A 19,205-nucleotide genomic window follows, 5' to 3' on the forward strand; every position below is an offset into this window, starting at 1 on the left:
CGTCGGGTCGCCGACCCGCCTCCCGCCCGCGGGCGGGAGGCGGGCGGCTCGCCTCAGGTCCCTCCGGCCGCCTCCGCCTGACCGCGGCGGCGGCGCTGCTGGCCGAGGCCGAGCGTCCGGGCGAGCTGCGAGCGCTGCTCGGAATAGCTCGCCGAGGTCATCGGGTAGTCGGGGGGCAGGCCCCACTTCCGGCGATAGCTCTCCGGCGTCAGCCCCCGCATCGTCAGGTGGCGCCGGAGCGTCTTGTACGGCTTCCCATCCTCGAAGCTGATGAGGAAGTCGTGGTTGATCGAGCGGCGGATCTCCGCCGCCGTCGCCTTCTGGGGCGGCTCGGCCGGCCTGACCCCCTCGGCGATCCCGACGAGGGCGCTGTGCACCTCCCGGATCAGCCGGACGAGCTCCCCTGTCTGCACGTGGTTGTTGGAGACATAAGCGGAGATCACGTCGGCCGTGAGCGTGATCGCCGATTCCCGTTTGTCGCTTGTGCCGTCCATGCGCCCACGACCTTAAGGCTTGGTGAACCAAAGAACGATTCTGGCCTTAGGTAATCGCGGAGAAAAAGACAAGGCCGTGAGTCCGTTTTCCCAGTCTAGATTGAACCCCATTGTATACAGGGGTAGGGCATACGGATGTCCAAGGAACCGCCCGCCGCGGGGGCGAGGTTCCAGACGGCCGATTCTGGGGCATCAGACCGGCCGGCCGACCTCTCTTCGGGCGGTTTATTCCGGCCCTCCGGGCGCGGCCGACAGGATGTTTTAACAAAGGATAACGACGAGGGCCGCAGCGAGCCGATCTTCGGCCTGGTGCCGCCGACGCGCCCCGGGGAGCGGGCGGGATTGCCTGACGGCGCGGCAGGGGGGCTAGAGCACGGGACGGCGGGGCGCGCAGCGGTCCCGCCCCGGAAAGCCGTCGGACGCGACGGGAGGCGGGCGCCGCTCTCACCGCCGGCGATCGGCCCGGATCGAACCAAGTCGAGGAACGCCCGATGAGTTCGACGCAGACGCGTGCCCCCGCGGGCGAGCCCGACGCCCTCAATGTGCCGGTGGAGGATGCCAGCCTCGCGGCGTTCTACCGGGACATGACCGTGCCGGAGCGCCGCACCTTCTGGGCCTGCGCGTCGGGCTGGGCGCTCGACGGCATGGACTTCATGATCTACCCCCTCGTCATCGGCACCATCATCAAGCTGTGGGGCGTCGATGCCGGCACGGCGGGGCTCGCCGCCACCGTGACGCTGCTCGCCTCGGCGCTGGGGGGCTGGCTCGCCGGCTACCTCGCCGACCGGATCGGCCGGGTCCTGACGCTGCAGATCACCATCCTGTGGTTCTCGGTCTTCTCGCTCGTCTGCGCCGTCACGCAGGACTTCACGCAGCTGCTCGTCGCGCGCGCCCTCCTCGGCCTCGGCTTCGGCGGCGAGTGGGCGGCGGGCGCCGTGCTGATGGGCGAGACGATCCGGGCGCAGTATCGCGGCCGGGCGGTCGGCTCCGTGCAGTCGGGCTGGGCGGTCGGCTGGGGCCTCGCCGTGCTGGCCCAGGCGGTGCTGTTCTCCGCGCTGCCGCCGGAGACGGCGTGGCGCTGGATGTTCGTGATCGGCGCGGCGCCGGCCCTACTGGTCTTCTACCTGCGGGCCTACGTGCAGGAGCCGCAGGTCGCGGCCGAGACGCGGGCGCGGGCCGCGGCGGCGGGCGACCGCCCCTCCCTCTGGGAAATCTTCTCGGGACCGATGCTGCGCACCACGCTGCTCGCCTCCCTAATGGCGGCGGGCTGCCAGGGCGGCTACTACGCGATCACCACCTGGCTGCCGCGCTTCCTCACCACGGAGCGCCACCTCTCGATCGTCTCCTCGACGGGCTACCTCGCGGCGCTGATCGTCGGTTCCTTCGCCGGCTACCTCGTGGGGGCGTGGCTCGCCGACCGGCTCGGGCGCCGGCCCCTCTTCCTGATCTTCTCGCTCGGCGCCATCGCGGTGGTCCTGGCCTACACCCAGCTGCCGCTCTCGAACGCCGTGCTGTGGGTGCTGGGCTTCCCCCTCGGCTTCTTCGCCTCGGGCTACTTCTCGGGGATGGGGGCCTTCCTGACCGAGCTCTACCCGACGCGGCTGCGCGGGTCGGGCCAGGGCTTCTGCTACAATTTCGGCCGCGGCATCGGGGCCCTGTTCCCGGCCCTCGTCGGCTACCTCTCGGCCGGGATGTCCCTCGCCTCGGCGATCGCGATCTTCGCCGCCGCGGCCTACGGGGTGTTCTTCCTGGCGGCCTTCGCGCTGCCCGAGACGCGCGGGAAGGTGCTGCACGCCGATGCCTGAGATCCGCGACTGCCCCGGCCCCGACCCGCATCCCCGCGCGGCCCGCCGCTTCGCGGTGCCGGCCGGCGCGACGGACACCCACGCCCACGTGATCGGGCTGCCCCCCGCCTACCCCTTCGTGGCCGCCCGCAGCTACACGCCGCCCGCCGCGACCCCGCAGGCCTACCTCGCCATGCTGGACGCCACCGGCATGACCTACGGCGTGCTGGTGCAGGTGAGCGTCCACGGCACCGACAACCGGCTGATGGTCGAGACCCTGCGCGCCCATCCGCGCCGGCTGCGCGGCATCGCGGTGATCCCCCTCGGCCTGCCCGATCGCGACCTCGCGGCCCTCAAGGAGGCGGGCGTGGTGGGCCTGCGCCTCAACGTCCTGTACGGCGGCGGCATCGGCTTCGATCAGGTCGAGGCCTACGGGGCGCTCGCCCGCGAGATGGGCTGGCACCTGCAATTCCTGATCGACGCCCGCCAGCTGCCGCCGCTCGCCGACCGGCTGTCGCGGCTGCCGGTGCCCTTCTGCGTCGACCATATGGGGCACATGCCGACGGGCTGCGGCACGCAGGATCCGGGCTTCCGGACCCTCGTGGGGCTGGTGCGGGACGGGGCCTTCGTGAAGCTCTCGGGGGCCTACCGGATGAGCGCGCAGCCCCTGCCCTATTCCGACACGGTGCCCTTCGCCCGCGCCCTGATGGCGGCGGCGCCCGAGCGCTGCGTCTGGGGCTCGGACTGGCCGCACGTGGCGCACTGGGATCCGATGCCGAATGTCGGCGACCTCCTCGACCTCCTGGCCGTGTGGGTGCCGGACGAGCCCGCCCGCCACCGCGTCCTGGTGGAGAACCCGGCCCGGCTCTACGGCTTCCCGGCCGTCAGCCCCGGGGGCTGAAGCCCATCGCGTAGATCACCAGGGCGACCGCGATCACCAGCAGGACGAGCCCGAACAGGGCCGGGCGCACCCGATTGGTGGTTCTCTCGGGCTTGTCGCTGGGCAGGGCCATCGGCTCGCGTCTCTCTCCGGGGTCTCGACCCCGGCCCAACGTCCCGCCCGGGCGCGGGTTCGCGCCCCGGCCAAAATACCCACCCTGAGTTTATCCGGCGGTGTCCTCGCCGATGTAGTCGCGCCAGATCGCGCCGCCGCCGAGGCCGGCCGTGAAGGCGGCGTGGGCCTCGCGCTCGGCCTGCGTCAGGCGGCTGCGCACGGCGCGGGGCACGTGGGCGGCGGGTCCGCCCAGGGTCGCCACCCGGACGGTGCTCGCCACGTCGAGCGTCAGGCCGAGGCTGGTCTGCTTGCCGCCGAGGAGCTCGATGTAGACTTCGGCCAGGATCTGGGCGTCGAGGAGCGCCCCGTGCTTGGTGCGGCGGGAATTGTCGATCCCGTAGCGGGCGCACAGCGCGTCGAGATTGTTGGCGGCGTTCGGATGCTTGCGCCGGGCGAGCGCCAGGGTGTCGACCACGCCCGCGAGGTCGATGGCCGGCGGGGCCGCGTCGCCGAGGCGGGCGTACTCGGCGTTGAGGAAGCCGACGTCGAAGGCGGCGTTGTGGATGACGAAGGTGGCGTCGCCGCAGAAATCGAGGAAGGCCGGCAGGATCGCGGCGAAGGGCGGCTTGTCGGCCAGGAACGCGTCCGCGAGGCCGTGCACCGCGAGCGCGCCCTGCGAGACCGGGCGCTGCGGGTTGATGTAGCGGTGGAATTCCCGTCCGGTCGGAATGTGGTTGAGGAGCTCGATGCCGCCGATCTCGACGAGGCGGTCGGTCTTCGCGTCGGTCCCGGTGGTCTCGGTGTCGAGGACGATCTCGCGCAGCATGCCGGCTCCCCGTGGTGGTCCCCTCCGGATAACCGGAAATCCTTTCCCCGGCCCTGCGCCCGATGCCCGTCCGCCGAGGCCTCGGCCGCGTTCGCCGCAGGGGTCGCCGGTTCGGCTCAAGGCCGCCGCGCGAGGGTCCCGGCCCGCACCGCCGCGATCAGCGCGTCGACCTGGGCCTGCGCGCGCGGGAAGCCCTCGCCGGTCTCGATGAGGGCGTCGGCGCGCCGCCGCTTCTCGGCATCCGGCATCTGCTTGCCCAGGATCGCCGCGAAGGTCGCCTCGGTCATGCCGGGGCGGGCCAGGACGCGGGCGCGCTGCACCTCGGCCGGTGCGGTCACCACCGCGACCGCGTCGCAGCGCGCCTCGCCCCCGGTCTCGAAGAGCAGCGGCACGTCGAGGACGACGAGGTCCGCCCCCGCATGGGCGGCCAGGAAGGCGGCCTCCGCCTCGCGGACCAGCGGGTGGACGAGGCGCTCCAGCCGCCCCAGGCGGTCGGGGCGGTCGAGCACCGCGGCGCGCAGGCGCGCGCGGTCGACCGCGCCGTCCGCCGCCAGCGTGCCGGGAAAGGCCTCGCCGATCCGCGCCGCCGCCTCGCCGCCCGGCCCGTAGAGGGCGTGCACGCAGGCATCCGCGTCGTGGACCGGGACGCCGCGGGCGCGGAACATCGCCGCCGTGGCGCTCTTGCCCATGCCGATCGAGCCGGTCAGGCCGAGGATGAAGGGCCGGGTCACCGGCGCCCCTCGAGATCCGCCACGACGAGGGCCCGCAGCTCCGGGGTGACGCGCGGCGTCACCCCGAACCAGCGCGCGAAGCCCGGCACCGCCTGGTGCAGCAGCATGCCGAGCCCGTCGACGGCGCGCAGCCCCCGCGCCCGCGCGGCGGCGAGGAGCGGGGTTTCCAGCGGCACGTAGACGATGTCGGCGACCGCCGCCTCCGGCGGCAGGCCCGACAGGTCGAGGTCGAGGGCGCCCGCCCCCGCCATGCCGAGCGAGGTGGTGTTGACGAGGAGCCCCGTCCCGCCCGTCAGCGCCGGGAGATGCGCCCAGGCGACCGCCTCGATCCGGGTCGGGTCGAGGGCGCGCAGGGCCTCGGCGCGCGCGGCCGTGCGGTTGGCGACGCGCAGATGCGGCAGGCCGCGCTCCAGGAGCCCGACCAGGATGGCGCGGGCCGCGCCCCCGGCCCCGAGCACCAGGACGGCCCGGCCCGCGTCGGTCCCGGTGGTCCGCGGCCAATCCGCGCCGAGGCTCGCGTCGAGATGGGCGAGGAAGCCCGGCGCGTCGGTGTTGTCCCCGTGCAGCCGGCCCGCGGCGTCGAGGCTCAGGGTGTTGACGGCCCCGATGCGCTCGGCCCGCGGGGTCAGCAGAGCGGCGCCCCGGAAGGCCGCCTCCTTGTGCGGGATGGTCACGTTGCCCCCGACGAAGCCCCGCTCCGGGAAGTCCCGCAGGAAGGCCGGGAAGGCCTCGGGCGCCACGTCGACCCGCTCGTAGCGTCCGGGGAGGCCGTGCGCCGCGAGCCAGTGGCCGTGGATCAGGGGGGAGCGGGAATGGGCGATCGGGTGGCCGACCACGAAGGCCTTCGGCAGGGAGGTCATGGGAGGGGGGTCATGGGAGGGGGGTCATGGGAGGGAGGTCATGGGTCAGAAGCTCAGGAGACCCCGCGCCCGCAGGCGCGCGAGGAGGGGCAGGAGCGGCAGGCCGAGGATGGTCGCGTGGTCGCCCTCGATCCGCTCGAACAGGTGGATGCCGAGCCCTTCGAGCTGGTAGGCGCCCACGCTCGCGGCGACGGCCGGCCCGGCGGCCGCCAGGTAGGCGTCGATCGCCGCCCCGTCGAGCGGGCGCAGGGTCAGGCGGGCGCTCACCACGAAGCGCTCCGCCACAGCCCCGTCGAGGGCGAGCGCCACGGCGGAATGGAGCGCGTGGCTGCGGCCCTGCAGCGCCGCGAGATGGGCCCGCGCCGCCCCGAGATCGGCCGGCTTGTGGAGGAGCGTGCCGTCGAGATCGAGCACCTGGTCGGCCCCGACCACCGCCCGCCCGGGCGCGTCCCGGGCGACGGCGGCGCACTTCGCCTCCGCCAGGGCGAGGGCGAGGTCGGCGGGCGGCAGGCCGCCGCAGGCCGCCTCGACGGCGCGCTCGTCGATGCCGGACGCGCGCGTCTCGACCGGCAGCCCGGCGGCTTCGAGGAGGGCGCGGCGGGTCGCGCTGGCCGAGGCGAGGAGGAGCGGGGCCGAGCCCCGCCAGGGCGAGGGCGCCGGGGCGGGCGGGGCGGTCATGGGCCGGAACCGGAGAGAACCATGCGGCACTCTCTGCCGGTTCCGGACGAAACCGCAAGCGCCCGGGCCCCGCGTCGCGCAGCGCAGCGGCCGCCGGTTCGGCGGCGACCGCGCGGCGCACCCGCCCTGGTCAGGCCGCCAGCGTGAGCCGGCCGCCGGCGTCGCGCCGGAGGGCCTCCGCCAGGGCGGCGCGGGCGGCCTCCACGTCGGCCTCCCGCCGGGTCGCCTGCGCGAGGAGGAGGCGCTTGTGCACGTCGAGCCAGTGGATGCCCGAGCGCACCACCGGAAGGCGCTCGCGCTCCACGAAGCGGCGCGCCTCCTCGACGGTGGCGAGGTCGAGGACCGGACCCGAGGCGGGCACGACGCGCAGGCCCGGCGCGAACGGGAGGGGAGGAAGGGAGGTCATCGGCGAGCGCCCCTTGCGGTGGAGAGCCGCGATTGATGGCCCCGAAGATGGCCGCGCGAAGGCACCTTGGCCGTGAGGCCAAGGCACCTTGGCCGTCAGGCCGAGGCACCTTGGCCGTCAGGCGAAGGCACCTTGGCCGAGGCCCTTCGGCCGCCGCGGCGCTACTCGGCGATGAACCTGAGCCGGTGCTCCCGGTGCAACTCGACGATGGCGGCGGCCGTCTCCTCGATCGAGCGGCGGGTCACGTCGATCACCGGCCAGCGGTGCTTGGCGAAGAGCCGGCGCGAGACCGCCACCTCGTTCGCGACCGCCTCGTGGTCGACATAGGCGGTGGAATCGTCGGCCTTGAGGCTGAGCAGCCGGTTCTGCCGGATCTGGACGATCCGCTCGGGCGAGGCGAGGAGGCCGACGATCAGGGGCTTGCGCGCCGCCTCCAGGGCCGGCGGCAGGGGCACGCCGGGCACGAGCGGAATGTTGGCGGTCTTCAGGCCGCGATTGGCGAGGTAGATCGAGGTCGGCGTCTTCGAGGAGCGGCTGACGCCGAGCAGGATCACGTCCGCGTCGTCGAGGTCGAGCGGCAGGTTGCCGTCGTCGTGCGCGAGCGTGAAGTTCATCGCGTCGATGCGCTTGAAGTACTCGGCGTTCAGCATGTGCTGGGCGCCGGGCCGCGCCGTCGAATGCGCCCCGAGATAGGATTGCAGCAGGCCGTGCACCGGCTGGAGCACGGAGAGGTAGGGCGAGCTCGTGGCCCGGCAGGCCTCCTCCAGGCGCTCGGTGAGGTCCTGGCCGACCAGCGTGTAGAGCACGATCCCCGGCGCCTGCTCGATCTCGTTGATCACCCGCTCGAGCTGCGCGGCGGAGCGCACCAGGGGATAGACGTGCTCGATGGCCGAGACGCCCTCGTACTGGGCGGCGGCGGCGCGCCCGACATTGATCAGGGTCTCACCGGTGGAGTCGGAGACGAGATGGAGATGGAAGTAGCTGCGGACCACGATCGCTCCCCGGGGCCGACGTCCCGCCGCGTGTTCGTCCACATTCGGCCTTCAGGGAGTCGATCAGTGTGGATAATCCGGCCGATCAGCCAGGTCCAGGCGAGGAGGCGCGCGGTTTGTCGACTCCGCTGTCAACAGGCGCGCGGCGGCGCTGAGGCCGGACGGGCCGCGTGGGAGAATCCGGGACGCGTCCGGCGATTCCGCACCGCTCCCCCGGGCAAGCTCCTCGCGAGCCTCGCGATCCCTGAAACCTAGAGCCAATCCGTTAAAGGCCTCTTAACGGCGCCGCGGTGGGGATGGGGTGTGGACGCCGCGCACCCCCCGGGATTCGGGGGTCCAGAAGAAGAATCAGACTCAAGAGTCTTTCTTTCCTTCTTTTTTTCTCGTCCGAGAGGGTCGCGCCGGGACCGGCTTGCGGAGGGCCGGCGGGCGGGCGACGACGCGTCGGGCTGGTATCCTGGCCGCTCTCCGGTCATAGGGGGAAGCCGAGGGGCTTTGGGGGAGGCGCGGGGGAGATGGGCGAGAGCGAGCGCGAGGCGCGGCCGGTCCTGCGGGTTCTGAGCGGCGAGAGCCTGTCCCCTCCTCCGGCCTGGATGATGCGGCAGGCGGGCCGCTACCTGCCGGAATACCGGGAGCTGCGGGCGAAGGCCGGCTCCTTCCTCGACCTCTGCTACACGCCGGATTTCGCCACCGAGGTCACGCTGCAGCCGATCCGCCGCTTCGGCTTCGAGGCGGCGATCCTGTTCTCCGACATCCTGGTGGTGCCCCACGCCCTCGGCCAGGGCGTGCGCTTCGTCGAGGGCGAGGGGCCGCGCCTCGACGCGCTCGAGGACCCGGCGGCGTTCGGGACCCTGCGCGGGGCCGGCGACGCGCGGGTGATGGACCACCTCGCCCCGGTCTTCGAGACGGTGAGCCGCCTGCGCGCGGCGCTGCCCCGCGAGACCACCCTGCTCGGCTTCTGCGGCGCGCCCTGGACGGTGGCGAGCTACATGATCGGCGGGCGCGGCACCCCCGACCTCGCCCCGGCCCGCGCCCTGGCGGCCCGGGATCCGGCGCTCCTCGACGGGCTGATCGAGCGGCTCGTCGCGGTCTCGACCGAGTACCTCGCCCGCCAGATCGAGGCGGGGGCGGACGCCGTGCAGATCTTCGAGAGCCACGGCGGCACCCTGCCGGGGATGCCGGAGGGCGAGGCCGGCGACGCGCTCACCCGCTGGAGCCTCGGGCCGATCGCCCGGATCGTCGCCGGCCTGCGGGCGCGGGTGCCGGGGGCGCGCGTCATCGTCTTCCCGCGCGGCACCGGCCTCGACGGCCATGCCCGGACGCTCGCCGCGACCGGCGCCGACGCGGTCGGGGTCGACTGGGACGTGGACCTCGCTGCCCTGCGCGGGCGGCTGCCGGGGCGCGCCGTCACCCAGGGCAACCTGCATCCCCACACGCTGATCGCGGGCGGGGCGGCGCTCGACGCGGCGGTCGACGCGATCCTCGCCGCGACCGCGGGCCTGCCCCACATCTTCAATCTCGGCCACGGCATCACGCCGGAGACGCCGATCGCCCATGTCGAGCGCATGCTCGCGCGGCTGCGGCGCTGAGCAGGATGGCCCGTTTCGATTCTGCTTGGATCGGTGTGGCCGCATCGTTGCCGGCGCCGCACCGGCCACCGCTTCGGCGCGTGATCCCTGGATCTCTGTCCTGCCGGGAGACCGATGCTCTATCTCTGGATCAAGGCCGCGCACGTCGTCGCGCTGATCGCCTGGATGGCCGCCATGCTCTACCTGCCGCGGCTCTTCGTCTACCACGCGGGCCTGCCGGCGGGCTCGCCGCAGGGCGAGACCTTCAAGGTGATGGAGCGGCGCCTCGCCAAGGCGATCATGACTCCGGCCATGATCGCGACCTGGGTGCTCGGCCTGACCCTCGCCTGGATGAGCGGCGCCTACGCGCAGGGCTGGCTCCACGCCAAGTTCGCGCTGGTGCTCGCGATGAGCGGCCTGCACGGCTGGTTCGCGCGCATGGTCAAGGACTTCGCGGCCGACCGGAACACCCGGGCGCCGACCTTCTACCGGGTGGTCAACGAGGTGCCGACGCTGCTGATGATCGGTATCGTGATCCTGGCGATCGTGAAGCCGTTCTGAGGAGGGCGACCGCATGGAGACGCGCCGTCTCACCCTGACGCTGCCGGACCGCACCGTCTCGGTCGGCTGCGACGTGATCGGCTCCGGCCCGGACGCCCTGCTGCTGCCGGCCCTGTCCTCGATCGCGACCCGGGAGGAGATGCGGCCCCTGGCCGAGCGCCTCTCCGGCCGCTTCCGCTGCCTGATCCCCGACTGGCCGGGCTTCGGCGCCGAGCCGCGGGCGCGGCTGCCGCTCTCGCCGGCCGCGCTGCACGGCGTGCTCGACGCGCTGCTCGCCGCCCTTCCGGGCCCCTTCGCGATCGGGGTCGCGGCGGGCCACGCGGCGCCCTACCTCGCGGCCGCGGCGCGGCGCCATCCCGGCCGCTTCGCGCGGCTCGTCCTGGTGGCGCCGACCTGGCGCGGCCCGCTCCCCACCGCCATGGGACCGGAGCGGCGCCCGCTCTACGCCCGCCTGCGCCGGGCCGTCGAGGCGCCGGTTCTCGGCCACCTCCTCTACCGGGTGAACCTGAGCACGCCGGTCGTCGCCCGGATGATGCGCGCCCACGTCTACGCGGACCCGGCCCGGGTCACGCCGGCGGTGCTGGCCGCCAAGCGGCGGGTGACGCACCAGCCCGGCGCCCGCTTCGGGACGGCCGCCTTCGTCACCGGCGCCCTCGACCCTGCGGCGACCCGCGAGGAATTCCTGAGCTTGTTCGGCCCGGGCCTGCCGCCCGTGCGCGTGCTGAGGCCGGAGGCCGCGCCGCGGCGCTCCGGCGCCGAGATGGACGCGCTGCTGGCGACGGGCCTCGTCGCCCGGGCGACCGTCCCGGGAGCGCTCGCCCCGCACGAGGAGCACCCGGAGGCGGTGGCGGCCGCCATCCTGGCCCCCTGATCCGCTGTCCGGACGATCACGTCCGGAATGCGGATGACAAGCCCGCGCGGCGCTTGAGCGAAGCCGACATCCGCATGGCGAAGCAATCCGTCGGATGTCGTATGACAAGCCCGCGCGGCGCTTGAGCGAAGCCGACATCCGCATGGCCGAAAGGGGAGATGGCGAAGCAATCCCTCGGATGTCGGATGCCCCGTCCGAGGCCGGGCGCGGGGCGGACGAATTCGGGCGCAAGCGCCGGGATGCGGGCCGGGGCGGGTCCGCGCCAGAGTGGCGGCATCGCGGCGGGCGGGCGCGGATCGTCCGCCGCCGCCCGCAGGACCATCCCCATGAGCGTCCCCCATGAGCGTCCCCATGAGCGTCCCCATGAGCGTCCCCCATGAGCGTCCCCATGAGCGTCCCCATGAGCGTCCCCATGAGCGTCCCCATGAGCGTCCCCATGAGCGTCCCCATGAGCGTCTCCCCATGACCCTCCCCGACCTCGATCCGATGCGCGCGCGCCCGGCGGGCGATCCGCGCTACGCGGCGCTCGTCCGGCGCGATGCCGCCGCGGACGGCACCTTCGTGTACGCCGTGCGCACCACGGGCGTGTATTGCCGGCCGAGCTGCCCGGCCCGCACGCCGCGCCCCGAGAACGTCGCCTTCTACGCCAGCGGCCGGGAGGCCGCGGGGGCGGGCTTCCGGCCCTGCCGGCGCTGCCGGCCGGACGAGGCGGCCCCCGCCGCGCGCCAGGCCGAGGCCGTCGCCCGGGCCTGCCGGATGATCGACGAGGCCGAGACCCCGCCCTCCCTCGACGCGCTCGCCCGCGCGGCGGGCCAGAGCCCATTCCACTTCCACCGGGTCTTCAAGCGGGTGACGGGCGTCACGCCGAGGGCCTACGCGGCCGCGCGCCGCAGCGCGCGGCTCACCGAGGGGCTCCTGCGCGAGGCCGACAGCGTCACGGCGGCCATCTTCGAGGCGGGCTACGCCGCGTCGAGCCGCTTCTACGCCGCCGCCCCCTCCCGCCTCGGCATGACGCCCACGGCCTATCGCCGGGGCGGCGAGGGCGCCACGATCCGCTTCGCCGTCGGCCCCTGCTCGCTCGGCAGCGTGCTGGTGGCGGCGACCGGCAAGGGCCTCTGCGCGATCCTGCTCGGGGACGATCCGGAGGCGCTGGTGCGGGATCTCCAGAACCGCTTCCCGAAGGCCGACCTCATCGGCGGCGATCCCGGCTTCGAGGCGCTGGTGGCGCAGGTCGTCGGCCTCGTCGAGGCGCCGGAAGCGGGCCGCGTCGACCTGCCCCTCGACATCATCGGCACCGCCTTCCAGCAGCGGGTCTGGCAGGCGCTGCGGGCGATCCCCGCGGGCGAGACCGCCACCTACACGCAGATCGCCCGCGCGATCGGCGAGCCCAGGGCCGTGCGGGCGGTCGCGCAGGCCTGCGGGGCGAACCCGCTCGCGGTGGCGATCCCCTGCCACCGGGTGGTGCGCCACGACGGCGCGCTCTCGGGCTACCGCTGGGGCGTCGAGCGCAAGCGCACCCTCCTGGCCCGCGAAGCGGGCTGCCGCGAGCCGACCGCGCCGGAGGGCGAGCGATGAGCCCGGACGCCGTCGGGGCCCTCGACTGGCCGCGCATCGCGGCGGATCTCGACGCCCACGGCTGCGCCGCCGCGGGCCGCCTCCTCGATGGGCCGACCTGCGCGCGGCTGCGGGCGCTCTACGACGACGAGGCTCCTTTCCGCAGCCGGATCGTGATGGCCCGTCACGGCTTCGGCCGGGGCGAGTACAAGTACTTCGCCTATCCGCTCCCCGAGCCCCTCGCCGCCCTGCGCGGTGCGCTCTACTCCCGCCTCGCGCCGCTCGCCAACCGGTGGAGCGCGACGCTGGGCTCGGCCCTGCGCTACCCGCCGGACCACGCCGCCTTCCTCGACCAGTGCCGCGCCGCCGGGCAGACCCGCCCGACGCCGCTCCTGCTGCGCTACGGCCCGGGCGACTACAATTGCCTGCACCAGGACCTCTACGGCCCGCAGATCTTCCCGCTCCAGGTCGCGATCCTGCTCTCGGTCCCGGGGCGGGACTTCACGGGCGGCGAGTTCGTGCTGACCGAGCAGCGGCCGCGCATGCAGTCGCGGGCCGAGGTGGTGCCCCTCGCGCAGGGCGAGGCGGTCATCTTCGCGGTCCATCACCGCCCGGTGCAGGGCGGCCGCGGGGCCTACCGGGTCGCCCTCCGGCACGGGGTGAGCCGGGTGCGCACCGGCGAGCGCTGCGCGACCGGCCTCATCTTCCACGACGCGGCGTGACCTCAGCGCCGCTTCGGGGCGGGCGGCGGGGGCGCGGCCGGCTGCTCGTCCCCGCCGCCGAGCGAGGCCTTGATCGCGAAGGCGACCAGGGGACCGGCCACGTCCACGATCTCGGCCTTGGTCAGGCCGGCCTTGGGATCGTAGGTGCCGACCATCATCACGACCTTGCCGTCGTTCGTGGCGAGGTCGGGCGCGTTCGGCCCCTCGCCCGCGACGGCGAGCGCCCGGCCGGAGATCTCCGCGCCCTTCGGGTCGTTGGTGAAGAGAACCGTGAGCTTGCCGTCCTTGGGCACGCCGACGTAGCAGGTCTCCTTCTCGCTCCGGCAGGGGAAGAGCAGGCCCGCCGAGGCGTCGGGCGGCGGGGCCGCCTCCTTCGGCGGCGGCGCCTTCGGCTTCGGCTTCGGCTGGGCCGCCGCCGGCGCGGCGAGGGCGACGAGGACGGTCACGGCAAGGAACGGGCGAAAGCTCACGATCGGTCTCCTCCCTGGCGCGCCCGAGACTGCCGCGAAACCCGCCGCCGTCAAGGCGCGGTCGCCCGCGCCGGTCAGAGCGCGCGCGCGTCGGAACGCAATCGCGAGCTTGGCGTTGTGGACGCGTCCGTCATTCCCGCGACCCGGAGGTGTGCGTGCGCGCCCGTCACCTGATGCTGGCCTTCGGCCTCCTCGTGGCCCTGTGCGGCTGGGCGAGCGCCTCGCCGCTCATTCCCCGGGCCGCCGTGACCGTGGCCCTCGACCAGCCCTCGACCGTCGAGACGGTGCGCTGGCGCCGCCACCGCCACTGGCGGCGTCACCGGCACTGGCGCCGCCACCATTATCACCGGCGGCACTGGCACCATCGCCGCCACTGGCATCATCGGCGGCATTGGCATCATCGGGCGCACGGGCACCACCGGCGCCTCCACGGCCGTGCCCTGCATTTCAGCCGCCCGGCCGGCCATTCCTGGATCGAGCCGCGCCAGGCGGCGGGCCGCTGAGCCGCGATGCCGGAGGGGCCGCGGGGAGCGCCCGGGCGGGGGCGCGACTGGCTCGACCTCGGCGCCGCCCCGGCTCCCGACGCGCCCGCGGGCGGCACGGGGCCCGCGCCGCGCGCGAGGACCGGGAGGATCCGCGCCGCCTTGTCCCGCCTGCGCGAGCGCCTCGCGGGGATCCGGGGGCGGGCCGCCCGCGCCGCCTCGCATCCGGCGGCGCGCCGGGCCGCGGCGGGTGCGACGGCGGGTTTCCGGGCGGCTTGGCACCCGCTCCGGCGCGCCGCCGCCCGCGTGCCGTGGCTGCGCGTGCTCGCCGGCAGCCTCGCCCTCGGCCTCGCCCTCCTCGGCGTAATCCTGGTCTACGCGCTGGCGACGCTGCCGGTGAATGGCGGCCTCGTGGTCGAGCCGACCGCCTCGGCCCTGGTGGTGCGCGCCGAGGGCGGCGAGGCCTTCGCGACCCGCGGCGTCATCAAGGGGGCCAAGCTCGCGCCGCGCGACGTGCCGCAGGTGCTGGCCCAGGCCATCGTGGCGATCGAGGACCGGCGCTTCTTCACGCATCGGGGCGTCGACCTGCGCGGGCTCCTCCGGGCGGCCCTGCGCAACGCGGCCGCGGGCGGCACCCGCGAGGGCGGCAGCACCCTGACCCAGCAGCTCGTGCGGATGAGCTACCTGTCGCAGGACCGCACCCTGAAGCGCAAGGTGCAGGAGGCGATCCTGGCCCTCTGGCTCGAATCGCAGCTGCCCAAGGACGAGATCCTCACCCGCTACCTCAACACCGCCTATTTCGGGGCCGGCGTCTACGGGGCCGACGCGGCCTCCCAGCGCTACTTCGGCAAATCCGCCCGCGAGCTGACCCTGAGCGAGGCCGCCATGCTGGCCGGCCTCGTGCGCGCGCCCTCGCAGCTCGCCCCCCACCGCAACCTCGACGGCGCCCGCGGCCGGGCCGCCCAGGTGCTGGAGGCGATGGTCGAGACCGGGGCGATCACGCCCGAGCAGGCGGAGGAGGCCCGCCGGCACCCGGCGACCGTGCAGGTGCCGACCGAGACGCCGGTGGGCACGAACTACTTCGTCGACATGGTGGCGGACCAGGCCAAGGCCCTGATCGGAGCCGGCCCGGCCGACGCCGCGCTGCGCACCACCCTCGACCTCACCCTGCAGAACATCGCCGAGAGCGTGCTCGCCCGCCACCTCGACGAGGCGGGCGAGCGCCGCAAGGTCTCGCAGGGGGCGATCCTGGCGATGAGCCCGGACGGGGCGATCCTCGCCCTGGTGGGCGGGCGCGACTACGCCGAGAGCCAGTTCAACCGGGTGACGCAGGCCCGGCGCCAGCCCGGCTCCCTGTTCAAGCTCTTCGTCTACCTGACGGCCCTGAAGAACGGCTACCGGCCCGATTCGGTGATGGTCGACCGCCCGACCCAGATCGGCGAGTGGGAGCCGGAGAATTACGGCGGACGCTACCGCGGCGCGGTCACGCTGCGCACGGCCTTCGCCCACTCGATCAACACGGTGGCGGTGCAGCTCGCCGAGGCGGTCGGGATCCCGGCGGTGATCGAGACCGCGCGGGGACTCGGCATCCAGTCCGACCTGCCGAACCTGCCGAGCCTCGCGCTCGGCTCCGCCGAGACCACGCTCCTCGACCTCACCCGCGCCTACGCGGCGCTCGCCGCCGGCGCCGAGAGCGTCGAGCCCTACGCCATCCGGCAGATCGCGGCCCGCGACCAGGTGCTCTACACCCGCCCGGCCGCCGCGCCGACCCCCGCCCGCGACCAGGCCGCGCGGGCCGGGATGCTCGACCTCCTCGCCGCCGTGGTGCGGGAGGGGACCGGCAAGGGCGCCCGCGTCGCCGTGCCCGCGGGCGGCAAGACCGGGACCACCCAGGACAATCGCGACGCGTGGTTCATCGGCTTCACTCAGGACATCGTGGTCGGGGTCTGGCTCGGCAACGACGACAACGCGCCGATGGCGGGGGTGACGGGCGGCGACATGCCGGCGGCGATCTGGCGCGACTTCGTCACCCAGGCCATCGCGGTGCGCGGCCGCGCCGCCAAGGCCCGGGCGCCCAAGCCCGAGCGGCCGCAGGCCCGGCCCGAGGCGGCGGCGGCCGATCCCGACGCGGAGGCGCGGCCGGAGCGCGGCCTCCTGCGCGGCACGCCCTCGGTCGTCGATACCGGCACCCTCGACCTCGGCGGCCAGACCGTGCGGCTCCTCGGCGTGGAGGGATTGTCCGGCCGCAACGCCCGCGAGCTCGGCCGCTACCTGCGCCGCCGCGACGTGTCCTGCACGCCCGCGGAGGCCGGCGCCTACCGCTGCAGCCTCGACGGGCAGGATCTCTCGGAGCTGGTCCTGTTCAACGGCGGCGGCCGGGCCGGCGCCGACGCGACGCCGGACCTGCTCGCCGCCGAGGAGCAGGCGCGCTCGAACCGGATCGGCATCTGGCGGCGGTAGCCCGTCCCCGCCGGAACACATACTCCTAGGGAGCATTGAACCGGGTCCCTTCTGGCGAGGTCCCGGCATGGCGCAGCAGATCCCGATCTCCCCCGAGGCGCGAGCCGACGGGCCGGCCGGTCCGGACGGCACCCACGCCATCGCCCCGGACGTCGCCTACCAGCGCCACACTCTGGTCAACGTGGTCTATCTCGGCCCGCCCGGCGCGGGCGACCGCGGCTGGGTGCTGGTCGACGCGGGCATCCCGGGCTCGCGCGGCACCATCGAGAAGACCGCCGCGGCCCGGTTCGGCGCGGGGGCGCGGCCGGCCGCGATCCTGATGACCCACGGCCACTTCGACCATGTCGGGGCGCTGGAGGATCTGGCGGAGGCCTGGGACGCGCCCGTCTACGCGCATGGGCTGGAGACGCCCTATCTCGACGGCAGCGCCGCCTGTCCGCCGCCGGATCCGCGGGTGGGCGGCGGGCTGTTCGCGCTGATCTCGCCGCTCTTCCCGACCAAGCCCGTGGATGTCGGCGCGCGCCTCCGCCTGCTGCCGGAGGACGGCAGCGTCCCGCCCCTGCCGGGCTGGCGCTGGCTGCACACGCCGGGCCACTCGCCGGGCCACGTCTCGTTCTGGCGCCCGGACGACCGCATGCTGGTGGCGGGGGACGCCTTCGTGACCACCGCCCAGGAATCGATCTACGCCGTCGCCGTGCAGGAAACCGAGCTGCACGGGCCGCCCCGCTACCTGACGATCGACTGGGAGGCGGCGCGGGCCTCGGTCGAGGCCCTGGCGCGGCTGCGGCCCGAGACCGCCGTCACCGGCCACGGCCGTCCGCTCAAGGGCTCGGCCCTGCGCGAGGGGCTCGACGCGCTGGTGCGCGACTTCGCCATCGTGGCGGTGCCGCGCGACGGGCGCTACGTCGCCGAGCCGGCGCGGGCCGCGGACGGGTCGGCCTACCGACCGACCTGACGGGTGCGGTGCGGGCCCCGGGCGGGGCCGCGACAACGCGCAGTCCCGGTCGCGGCGGCCCGGCCGGGGCGGCCGAGGCGGGACGATGTCCCGGCGGCGGTCCGACCGGCTTCGCGGCGCCATCCCCGGCGGGTATGCTGCGTCCCGGTGAGCGACATCCGGGGAGGCGCCCCATGCCAGGGCCGTTCGCGCCGGCGATCCCGGCCGCGGCGCGCGCGCCCGTGAGGCGGGCGATCCGGCGGCGCGACCTGATCCCGCTCTGCGCCGCGGCGGCGGCGTGGCCCCTCGGCGCGCGCGCGGAGCGCGGTCCGCGCCGGATCGGAATCCTCGTCACGGGGTCGCCGGACTCGCACGGCGCCTTCGTGGCGGCGTTCCGGCGGCGGCTAGCGGAACTCGGCCACGCCGAGGGACGGGACGTCGCCTTCGACCTGCGCTGGAGCGAAGGCCGGATCGAGCGCCTGGGGCCCCTCGCGGAGGATCTCGCGCAGCTCGCCCCGGACCTCGTGGTGACCTCGACGACCGCCGCGGCCCTGGCCGCCAAGCGCGTCATGCCGGAGCGCCCGATCGTGTCCGCGACCCTGATCGACCCGATCGGCGCCGGGCTGGTGACCAGCCTCGCCCGCCCGGGCGGCACCGTCACGGGCATGCTGATCAGCTTCGAGACCCTCCTCGGCAAGCAGCTCGAAGTGGCCCGCGAGATGCTGCCGGGCGTCACGCGGATCGGGATGCTGGTCAACCCGGCCAATCCGGTGATCCCGTTCCAGCGCGAGAACACGCAGGCCTATGCGGACCGGCTGCGGGCGCGGCTGATCCCGGTCGAGGCCCGCTCCCCGGCGGACCTCGATGCCGCCTTCGCGACCTTCGCGCGGGACTCCGCCGGCTTCGTGATCGTGCTGCTGGACGCGCTGTTCATCACCCACCGCGCGCGGATCGCCGAACTCGCCCTCGCGTCGCGCGTCCCGACCGTCGCGGGCGCGCGCGAGTTGGCGGAGGCGGGCGGCCTCGTGAGCTACGGGATCGACCTGAGCGCGACCTGGCGCCAGGCGGCCGCCTTCGCGGACCGCGTCCTGCGCGGCGCCAGGCCGGCGGACCTGCCTGTCGAGCTTCCGACCAAGTACGAACTCGTGCTCAATCTCGGGGCCGCTTCGCGCTTCGGGATCACGGTCTCGACCATGCTGCTCGCCCGCGCCGACACGGTCATCGAGTGATCCGGGATCCGCTTGATCGAAGCGAATCCCGGCTCACGCGCCTGCGCGGCGCCTGAGCGCGGCGCCTGAGCGAAGCCGACATCCGCATGGCCGAAATGGAAGATGGCGAAGCCATCAACCGGATGGCGTACGAGGCCGCGGCGCCGGCTGCATCCCGCGACCGGCGGTCGCCGTTAACGCCTCGCTTACCGCGATCCCCGACGCTGCCGGGCGACCCCACCGGAGGAGAACCCATGGGCGACACGGCCGGCATTCCGGGCGACCGCATCCGCACCATCATCGAGCGGATCGAGAAGCTCGAAGAGGAGATCAAGGACCTCAACGAGGCCAAGAAGGAGGTCTTCCTGGAGGCCAAGAGCGATGGCCTCGACGTGAAGATCCTCAAGGAGATCATCAAGCTGCGCAAACAGGACCAGGACGAGCGCGACGAGCACGAGACGCTGCTCGACGTCTACCTGCGGGCCATGGACGCGCCCGCGCCGGTTCCGAGCGCGCGGGCGGCCTGAGCCCCCGTGGAGGCCCCGCCGGGCGGGGCCTCCTCACGCGCGGCGGGCCCCGTCCGGTCCGGCACCGCGTGCGGGCGGCCGCG

The 19,205-nt window shown here is 74.5% G+C and carries 21 protein-coding genes; 12 read left to right on the forward strand and 9 right to left on the reverse strand.

Annotated features, from left to right (window positions below):
* Window positions 1-53 precede the first annotated feature (53 nt).
* Window positions 54-494: a MucR family transcriptional regulator gene (locus M446_RS04890; protein WP_012330977.1), complete on the reverse strand. Its 441-nt coding sequence runs from the start codon at window positions 492-494 to the stop codon at window positions 54-56.
* Window positions 495-985: 491 nt separating this feature from the next.
* Between M446_RS04890 and M446_RS04895 the strand changes: the two genes are divergently transcribed.
* Both M446_RS04895 and M446_RS04900 read left to right on the forward strand, forming a co-directional pair.
* Complete coding sequence (locus tag M446_RS04895) at window positions 986-2,299, forward strand: MFS transporter (protein ID WP_012330978.1); 1,314 nt, start codon at window positions 986-988, stop codon at window positions 2,297-2,299.
* Complete coding sequence (locus M446_RS04900; RefSeq protein ID WP_012330979.1) at window positions 2,292-3,179, forward strand: amidohydrolase family protein; 888 nt, start codon at window positions 2,292-2,294, stop codon at window positions 3,177-3,179. Before M446_RS04895 ends, M446_RS04900 begins: the two co-directional genes overlap by 8 nt.
* Here the strand turns inward: M446_RS04900 and M446_RS38730 are convergent.
* From M446_RS38730 to M446_RS04930, 7 genes are all read right to left on the reverse strand, one after another.
* Window positions 3,163-3,291: a hypothetical protein gene (locus M446_RS38730; protein WP_012330980.1), complete on the reverse strand. Its 129-nt coding sequence runs from the start codon at window positions 3,289-3,291 to the stop codon at window positions 3,163-3,165. The genes M446_RS04900 and M446_RS38730 overlap by 17 nt on opposite strands.
* A 90-nt stretch (window positions 3,292-3,381) precedes the next feature.
* Window positions 3,382-4,098 carry a DNA polymerase III subunit epsilon gene (gene dnaQ, locus M446_RS04905; RefSeq protein ID WP_012330981.1) on the reverse strand — a complete coding sequence of 239 codons (717 nt, stop codon included), beginning with the start codon at window positions 4,096-4,098 and terminating at the stop codon, window positions 3,382-3,384.
* A 116-nt stretch (window positions 4,099-4,214) separates the two neighbouring features.
* Window positions 4,215-4,829, reverse strand: coding sequence for a dephospho-CoA kinase (gene coaE / locus M446_RS04910; RefSeq protein WP_012330982.1), 615 nt, complete (start codon window positions 4,827-4,829; stop codon window positions 4,215-4,217).
* A complete protein-coding gene (locus tag M446_RS04915) occupies window positions 4,826-5,689 on the reverse strand; it encodes a shikimate dehydrogenase (protein WP_012330983.1) in 864 nt (287 codons plus the stop codon). Before M446_RS04915 ends, coaE begins: the two co-directional genes overlap by 4 nt.
* A 45-nt stretch (window positions 5,690-5,734) precedes the next feature.
* Window positions 5,735-6,367: a Maf family protein gene (locus M446_RS04920; protein ID WP_012330984.1), complete on the reverse strand. Its 633-nt coding sequence runs from the start codon at window positions 6,365-6,367 to the stop codon at window positions 5,735-5,737.
* A 130-nt stretch (window positions 6,368-6,497) separates the two neighbouring features.
* Window positions 6,498-6,773, reverse strand: coding sequence for a hypothetical protein (locus tag M446_RS04925; RefSeq protein ID WP_012330985.1), 276 nt, complete (start codon window positions 6,771-6,773; stop codon window positions 6,498-6,500).
* A 161-nt stretch (window positions 6,774-6,934) separates the two neighbouring features.
* On the reverse strand, window positions 6,935-7,765 hold the full coding sequence (locus tag M446_RS04930) for a pyruvate, water dikinase regulatory protein (RefSeq protein WP_012330986.1): 831 nt from the start codon (window positions 7,763-7,765) through the stop codon (window positions 6,935-6,937).
* A 515-nt stretch (window positions 7,766-8,280) separates the two neighbouring features.
* Between M446_RS04930 and hemE the strand changes: the two genes are divergently transcribed.
* The 5 genes from hemE (at window position 8,281) to M446_RS04955 (ending at window position 13,041) form a co-directional block, all read left to right on the forward strand.
* Window positions 8,281-9,354, forward strand: coding sequence for a uroporphyrinogen decarboxylase (hemE, locus tag M446_RS04935; protein WP_012330987.1), 1,074 nt, complete (start codon window positions 8,281-8,283; stop codon window positions 9,352-9,354).
* Between the two features lie 114 nt (window positions 9,355-9,468).
* Window positions 9,469-9,894 (forward strand): protoporphyrinogen oxidase HemJ, encoded by a 426-nt coding sequence (gene hemJ, locus M446_RS04940; RefSeq protein ID WP_012330988.1) that lies wholly within the window; start codon window positions 9,469-9,471, stop codon window positions 9,892-9,894.
* 13 nt (window positions 9,895-9,907) lie between these two features.
* Window positions 9,908-10,765 carry an alpha/beta fold hydrolase gene (locus M446_RS04945; protein WP_012330989.1) on the forward strand — a complete coding sequence of 286 codons (858 nt, stop codon included), beginning with the start codon at window positions 9,908-9,910 and terminating at the stop codon, window positions 10,763-10,765.
* Between the two features lie 462 nt (window positions 10,766-11,227).
* A complete protein-coding gene (gene ada, locus M446_RS04950; protein ID WP_012330990.1) occupies window positions 11,228-12,340 on the forward strand; it encodes a bifunctional DNA-binding transcriptional regulator/O6-methylguanine-DNA methyltransferase Ada in 1,113 nt (370 codons plus the stop codon).
* Window positions 12,337-13,041, forward strand: coding sequence for a 2OG-Fe(II) oxygenase (locus tag M446_RS04955; RefSeq protein WP_012330991.1), 705 nt, complete (start codon window positions 12,337-12,339; stop codon window positions 13,039-13,041). Before ada ends, M446_RS04955 begins: the two co-directional genes overlap by 4 nt.
* A gap of 2 nt (window positions 13,042-13,043) precedes the next feature.
* On the opposite strand, the gene M446_RS04960 is transcribed toward M446_RS04955, so the two are convergent.
* Complete coding sequence (locus M446_RS04960) at window positions 13,044-13,511, reverse strand: hypothetical protein (RefSeq protein WP_012330992.1); 468 nt, start codon at window positions 13,509-13,511, stop codon at window positions 13,044-13,046.
* Window positions 13,512-13,666: 155 nt separating this feature from the next.
* On the opposite strand from M446_RS04960, the gene M446_RS04965 reads away from it, so the two are divergent.
* From M446_RS04965 to M446_RS04985, 5 genes are all read left to right on the forward strand, one after another.
* The gene (locus tag M446_RS04965) at window positions 13,667-14,014 is read left to right on the forward strand and encodes a hypothetical protein (protein ID WP_012330993.1); all 348 of its coding nucleotides are present in this window, start codon (window positions 13,667-13,669) and stop codon (window positions 14,012-14,014) included.
* A 6-nt stretch (window positions 14,015-14,020) separates the two neighbouring features.
* The gene (locus M446_RS04970; RefSeq protein ID WP_012330994.1) at window positions 14,021-16,453 is read left to right on the forward strand and encodes a PBP1A family penicillin-binding protein; all 2,433 of its coding nucleotides are present in this window, start codon (window positions 14,021-14,023) and stop codon (window positions 16,451-16,453) included.
* 67 nt (window positions 16,454-16,520) lie between these two features.
* Window positions 16,521-17,408 (forward strand): MBL fold metallo-hydrolase, encoded by an 888-nt coding sequence (locus tag M446_RS04975; RefSeq protein WP_012330995.1) that lies wholly within the window; start codon window positions 16,521-16,523, stop codon window positions 17,406-17,408.
* Between the two features lie 173 nt (window positions 17,409-17,581).
* Window positions 17,582-18,616, forward strand: a complete 1,035-nt coding sequence (locus M446_RS04980; RefSeq protein WP_012330996.1) for an ABC transporter substrate-binding protein — start codon at window positions 17,582-17,584, stop codon at window positions 18,614-18,616.
* 233 nt (window positions 18,617-18,849) lie between these two features.
* Window positions 18,850-19,122 carry a DUF2312 domain-containing protein gene (locus M446_RS04985; RefSeq protein WP_012330997.1) on the forward strand — a complete coding sequence of 91 codons (273 nt, stop codon included), beginning with the start codon at window positions 18,850-18,852 and terminating at the stop codon, window positions 19,120-19,122.
* The last annotated feature ends 83 nt before the right edge of the window (window positions 19,123-19,205 follow it).

Origin of the sequence: Methylobacterium sp. 4-46 (assembly GCF_000019365.1) — a bacterium.
In the GTDB taxonomy this organism is placed as follows: Bacteria; Pseudomonadota; Alphaproteobacteria; order Rhizobiales; family Beijerinckiaceae; genus Methylobacterium.

Excerpts from the sequence above, each read along its gene's own strand:
- M446_RS04890 (WP_012330977.1), bottom strand. The coding sequence starts at position 494 with ATGGACGGCACAAGCGACAAACGGGAATCGGCGATCACGCTCACGGCC.
- M446_RS04895 (WP_012330978.1), top strand. The coding sequence starts at position 986 with ATGAGTTCGACGCAGACGCGTGCCCCCGCGGGCGAGCCCGACGCCCTC.
- M446_RS04900 (WP_012330979.1), top strand. The coding sequence starts at position 2,292 with ATGCCTGAGATCCGCGACTGCCCCGGCCCCGACCCGCATCCCCGCGCG.
- M446_RS38730 (WP_012330980.1), bottom strand. The coding sequence starts at position 3,291 with ATGGCCCTGCCCAGCGACAAGCCCGAGAGAACCACCAATCGGGTGCGC.
- dnaQ (WP_012330981.1), bottom strand. The coding sequence starts at position 4,098 with ATGCTGCGCGAGATCGTCCTCGACACCGAGACCACCGGGACCGACGCG.
- M446_RS04915 (WP_012330983.1), bottom strand. The coding sequence starts at position 5,689 with ATGACCTCCCTGCCGAAGGCCTTCGTGGTCGGCCACCCGATCGCCCAT.
- M446_RS04920 (WP_012330984.1), bottom strand. The coding sequence starts at position 6,367 with ATGACCGCCCCGCCCGCCCCGGCGCCCTCGCCCTGGCGGGGCTCGGCC.
- M446_RS04925 (WP_012330985.1), bottom strand. The coding sequence starts at position 6,773 with ATGACCTCCCTTCCTCCCCTCCCGTTCGCGCCGGGCCTGCGCGTCGTG.
- hemE (WP_012330987.1), top strand. The coding sequence starts at position 8,281 with ATGGGCGAGAGCGAGCGCGAGGCGCGGCCGGTCCTGCGGGTTCTGAGC.
- hemJ (WP_012330988.1), top strand. The coding sequence starts at position 9,469 with ATGCTCTATCTCTGGATCAAGGCCGCGCACGTCGTCGCGCTGATCGCC.
- M446_RS04945 (WP_012330989.1), top strand. The coding sequence starts at position 9,908 with ATGGAGACGCGCCGTCTCACCCTGACGCTGCCGGACCGCACCGTCTCG.
- ada (WP_012330990.1), top strand. The coding sequence starts at position 11,228 with ATGACCCTCCCCGACCTCGATCCGATGCGCGCGCGCCCGGCGGGCGAT.
- M446_RS04955 (WP_012330991.1), top strand. The coding sequence starts at position 12,337 with ATGAGCCCGGACGCCGTCGGGGCCCTCGACTGGCCGCGCATCGCGGCG.
- M446_RS04970 (WP_012330994.1), top strand. The coding sequence starts at position 14,021 with ATGCCGGAGGGGCCGCGGGGAGCGCCCGGGCGGGGGCGCGACTGGCTC.
- M446_RS04975 (WP_012330995.1), top strand. The coding sequence starts at position 16,521 with ATGGCGCAGCAGATCCCGATCTCCCCCGAGGCGCGAGCCGACGGGCCG.
- M446_RS04980 (WP_012330996.1), top strand. The coding sequence starts at position 17,582 with ATGCCAGGGCCGTTCGCGCCGGCGATCCCGGCCGCGGCGCGCGCGCCC.
- M446_RS04985 (WP_012330997.1), top strand. The coding sequence starts at position 18,850 with ATGGGCGACACGGCCGGCATTCCGGGCGACCGCATCCGCACCATCATC.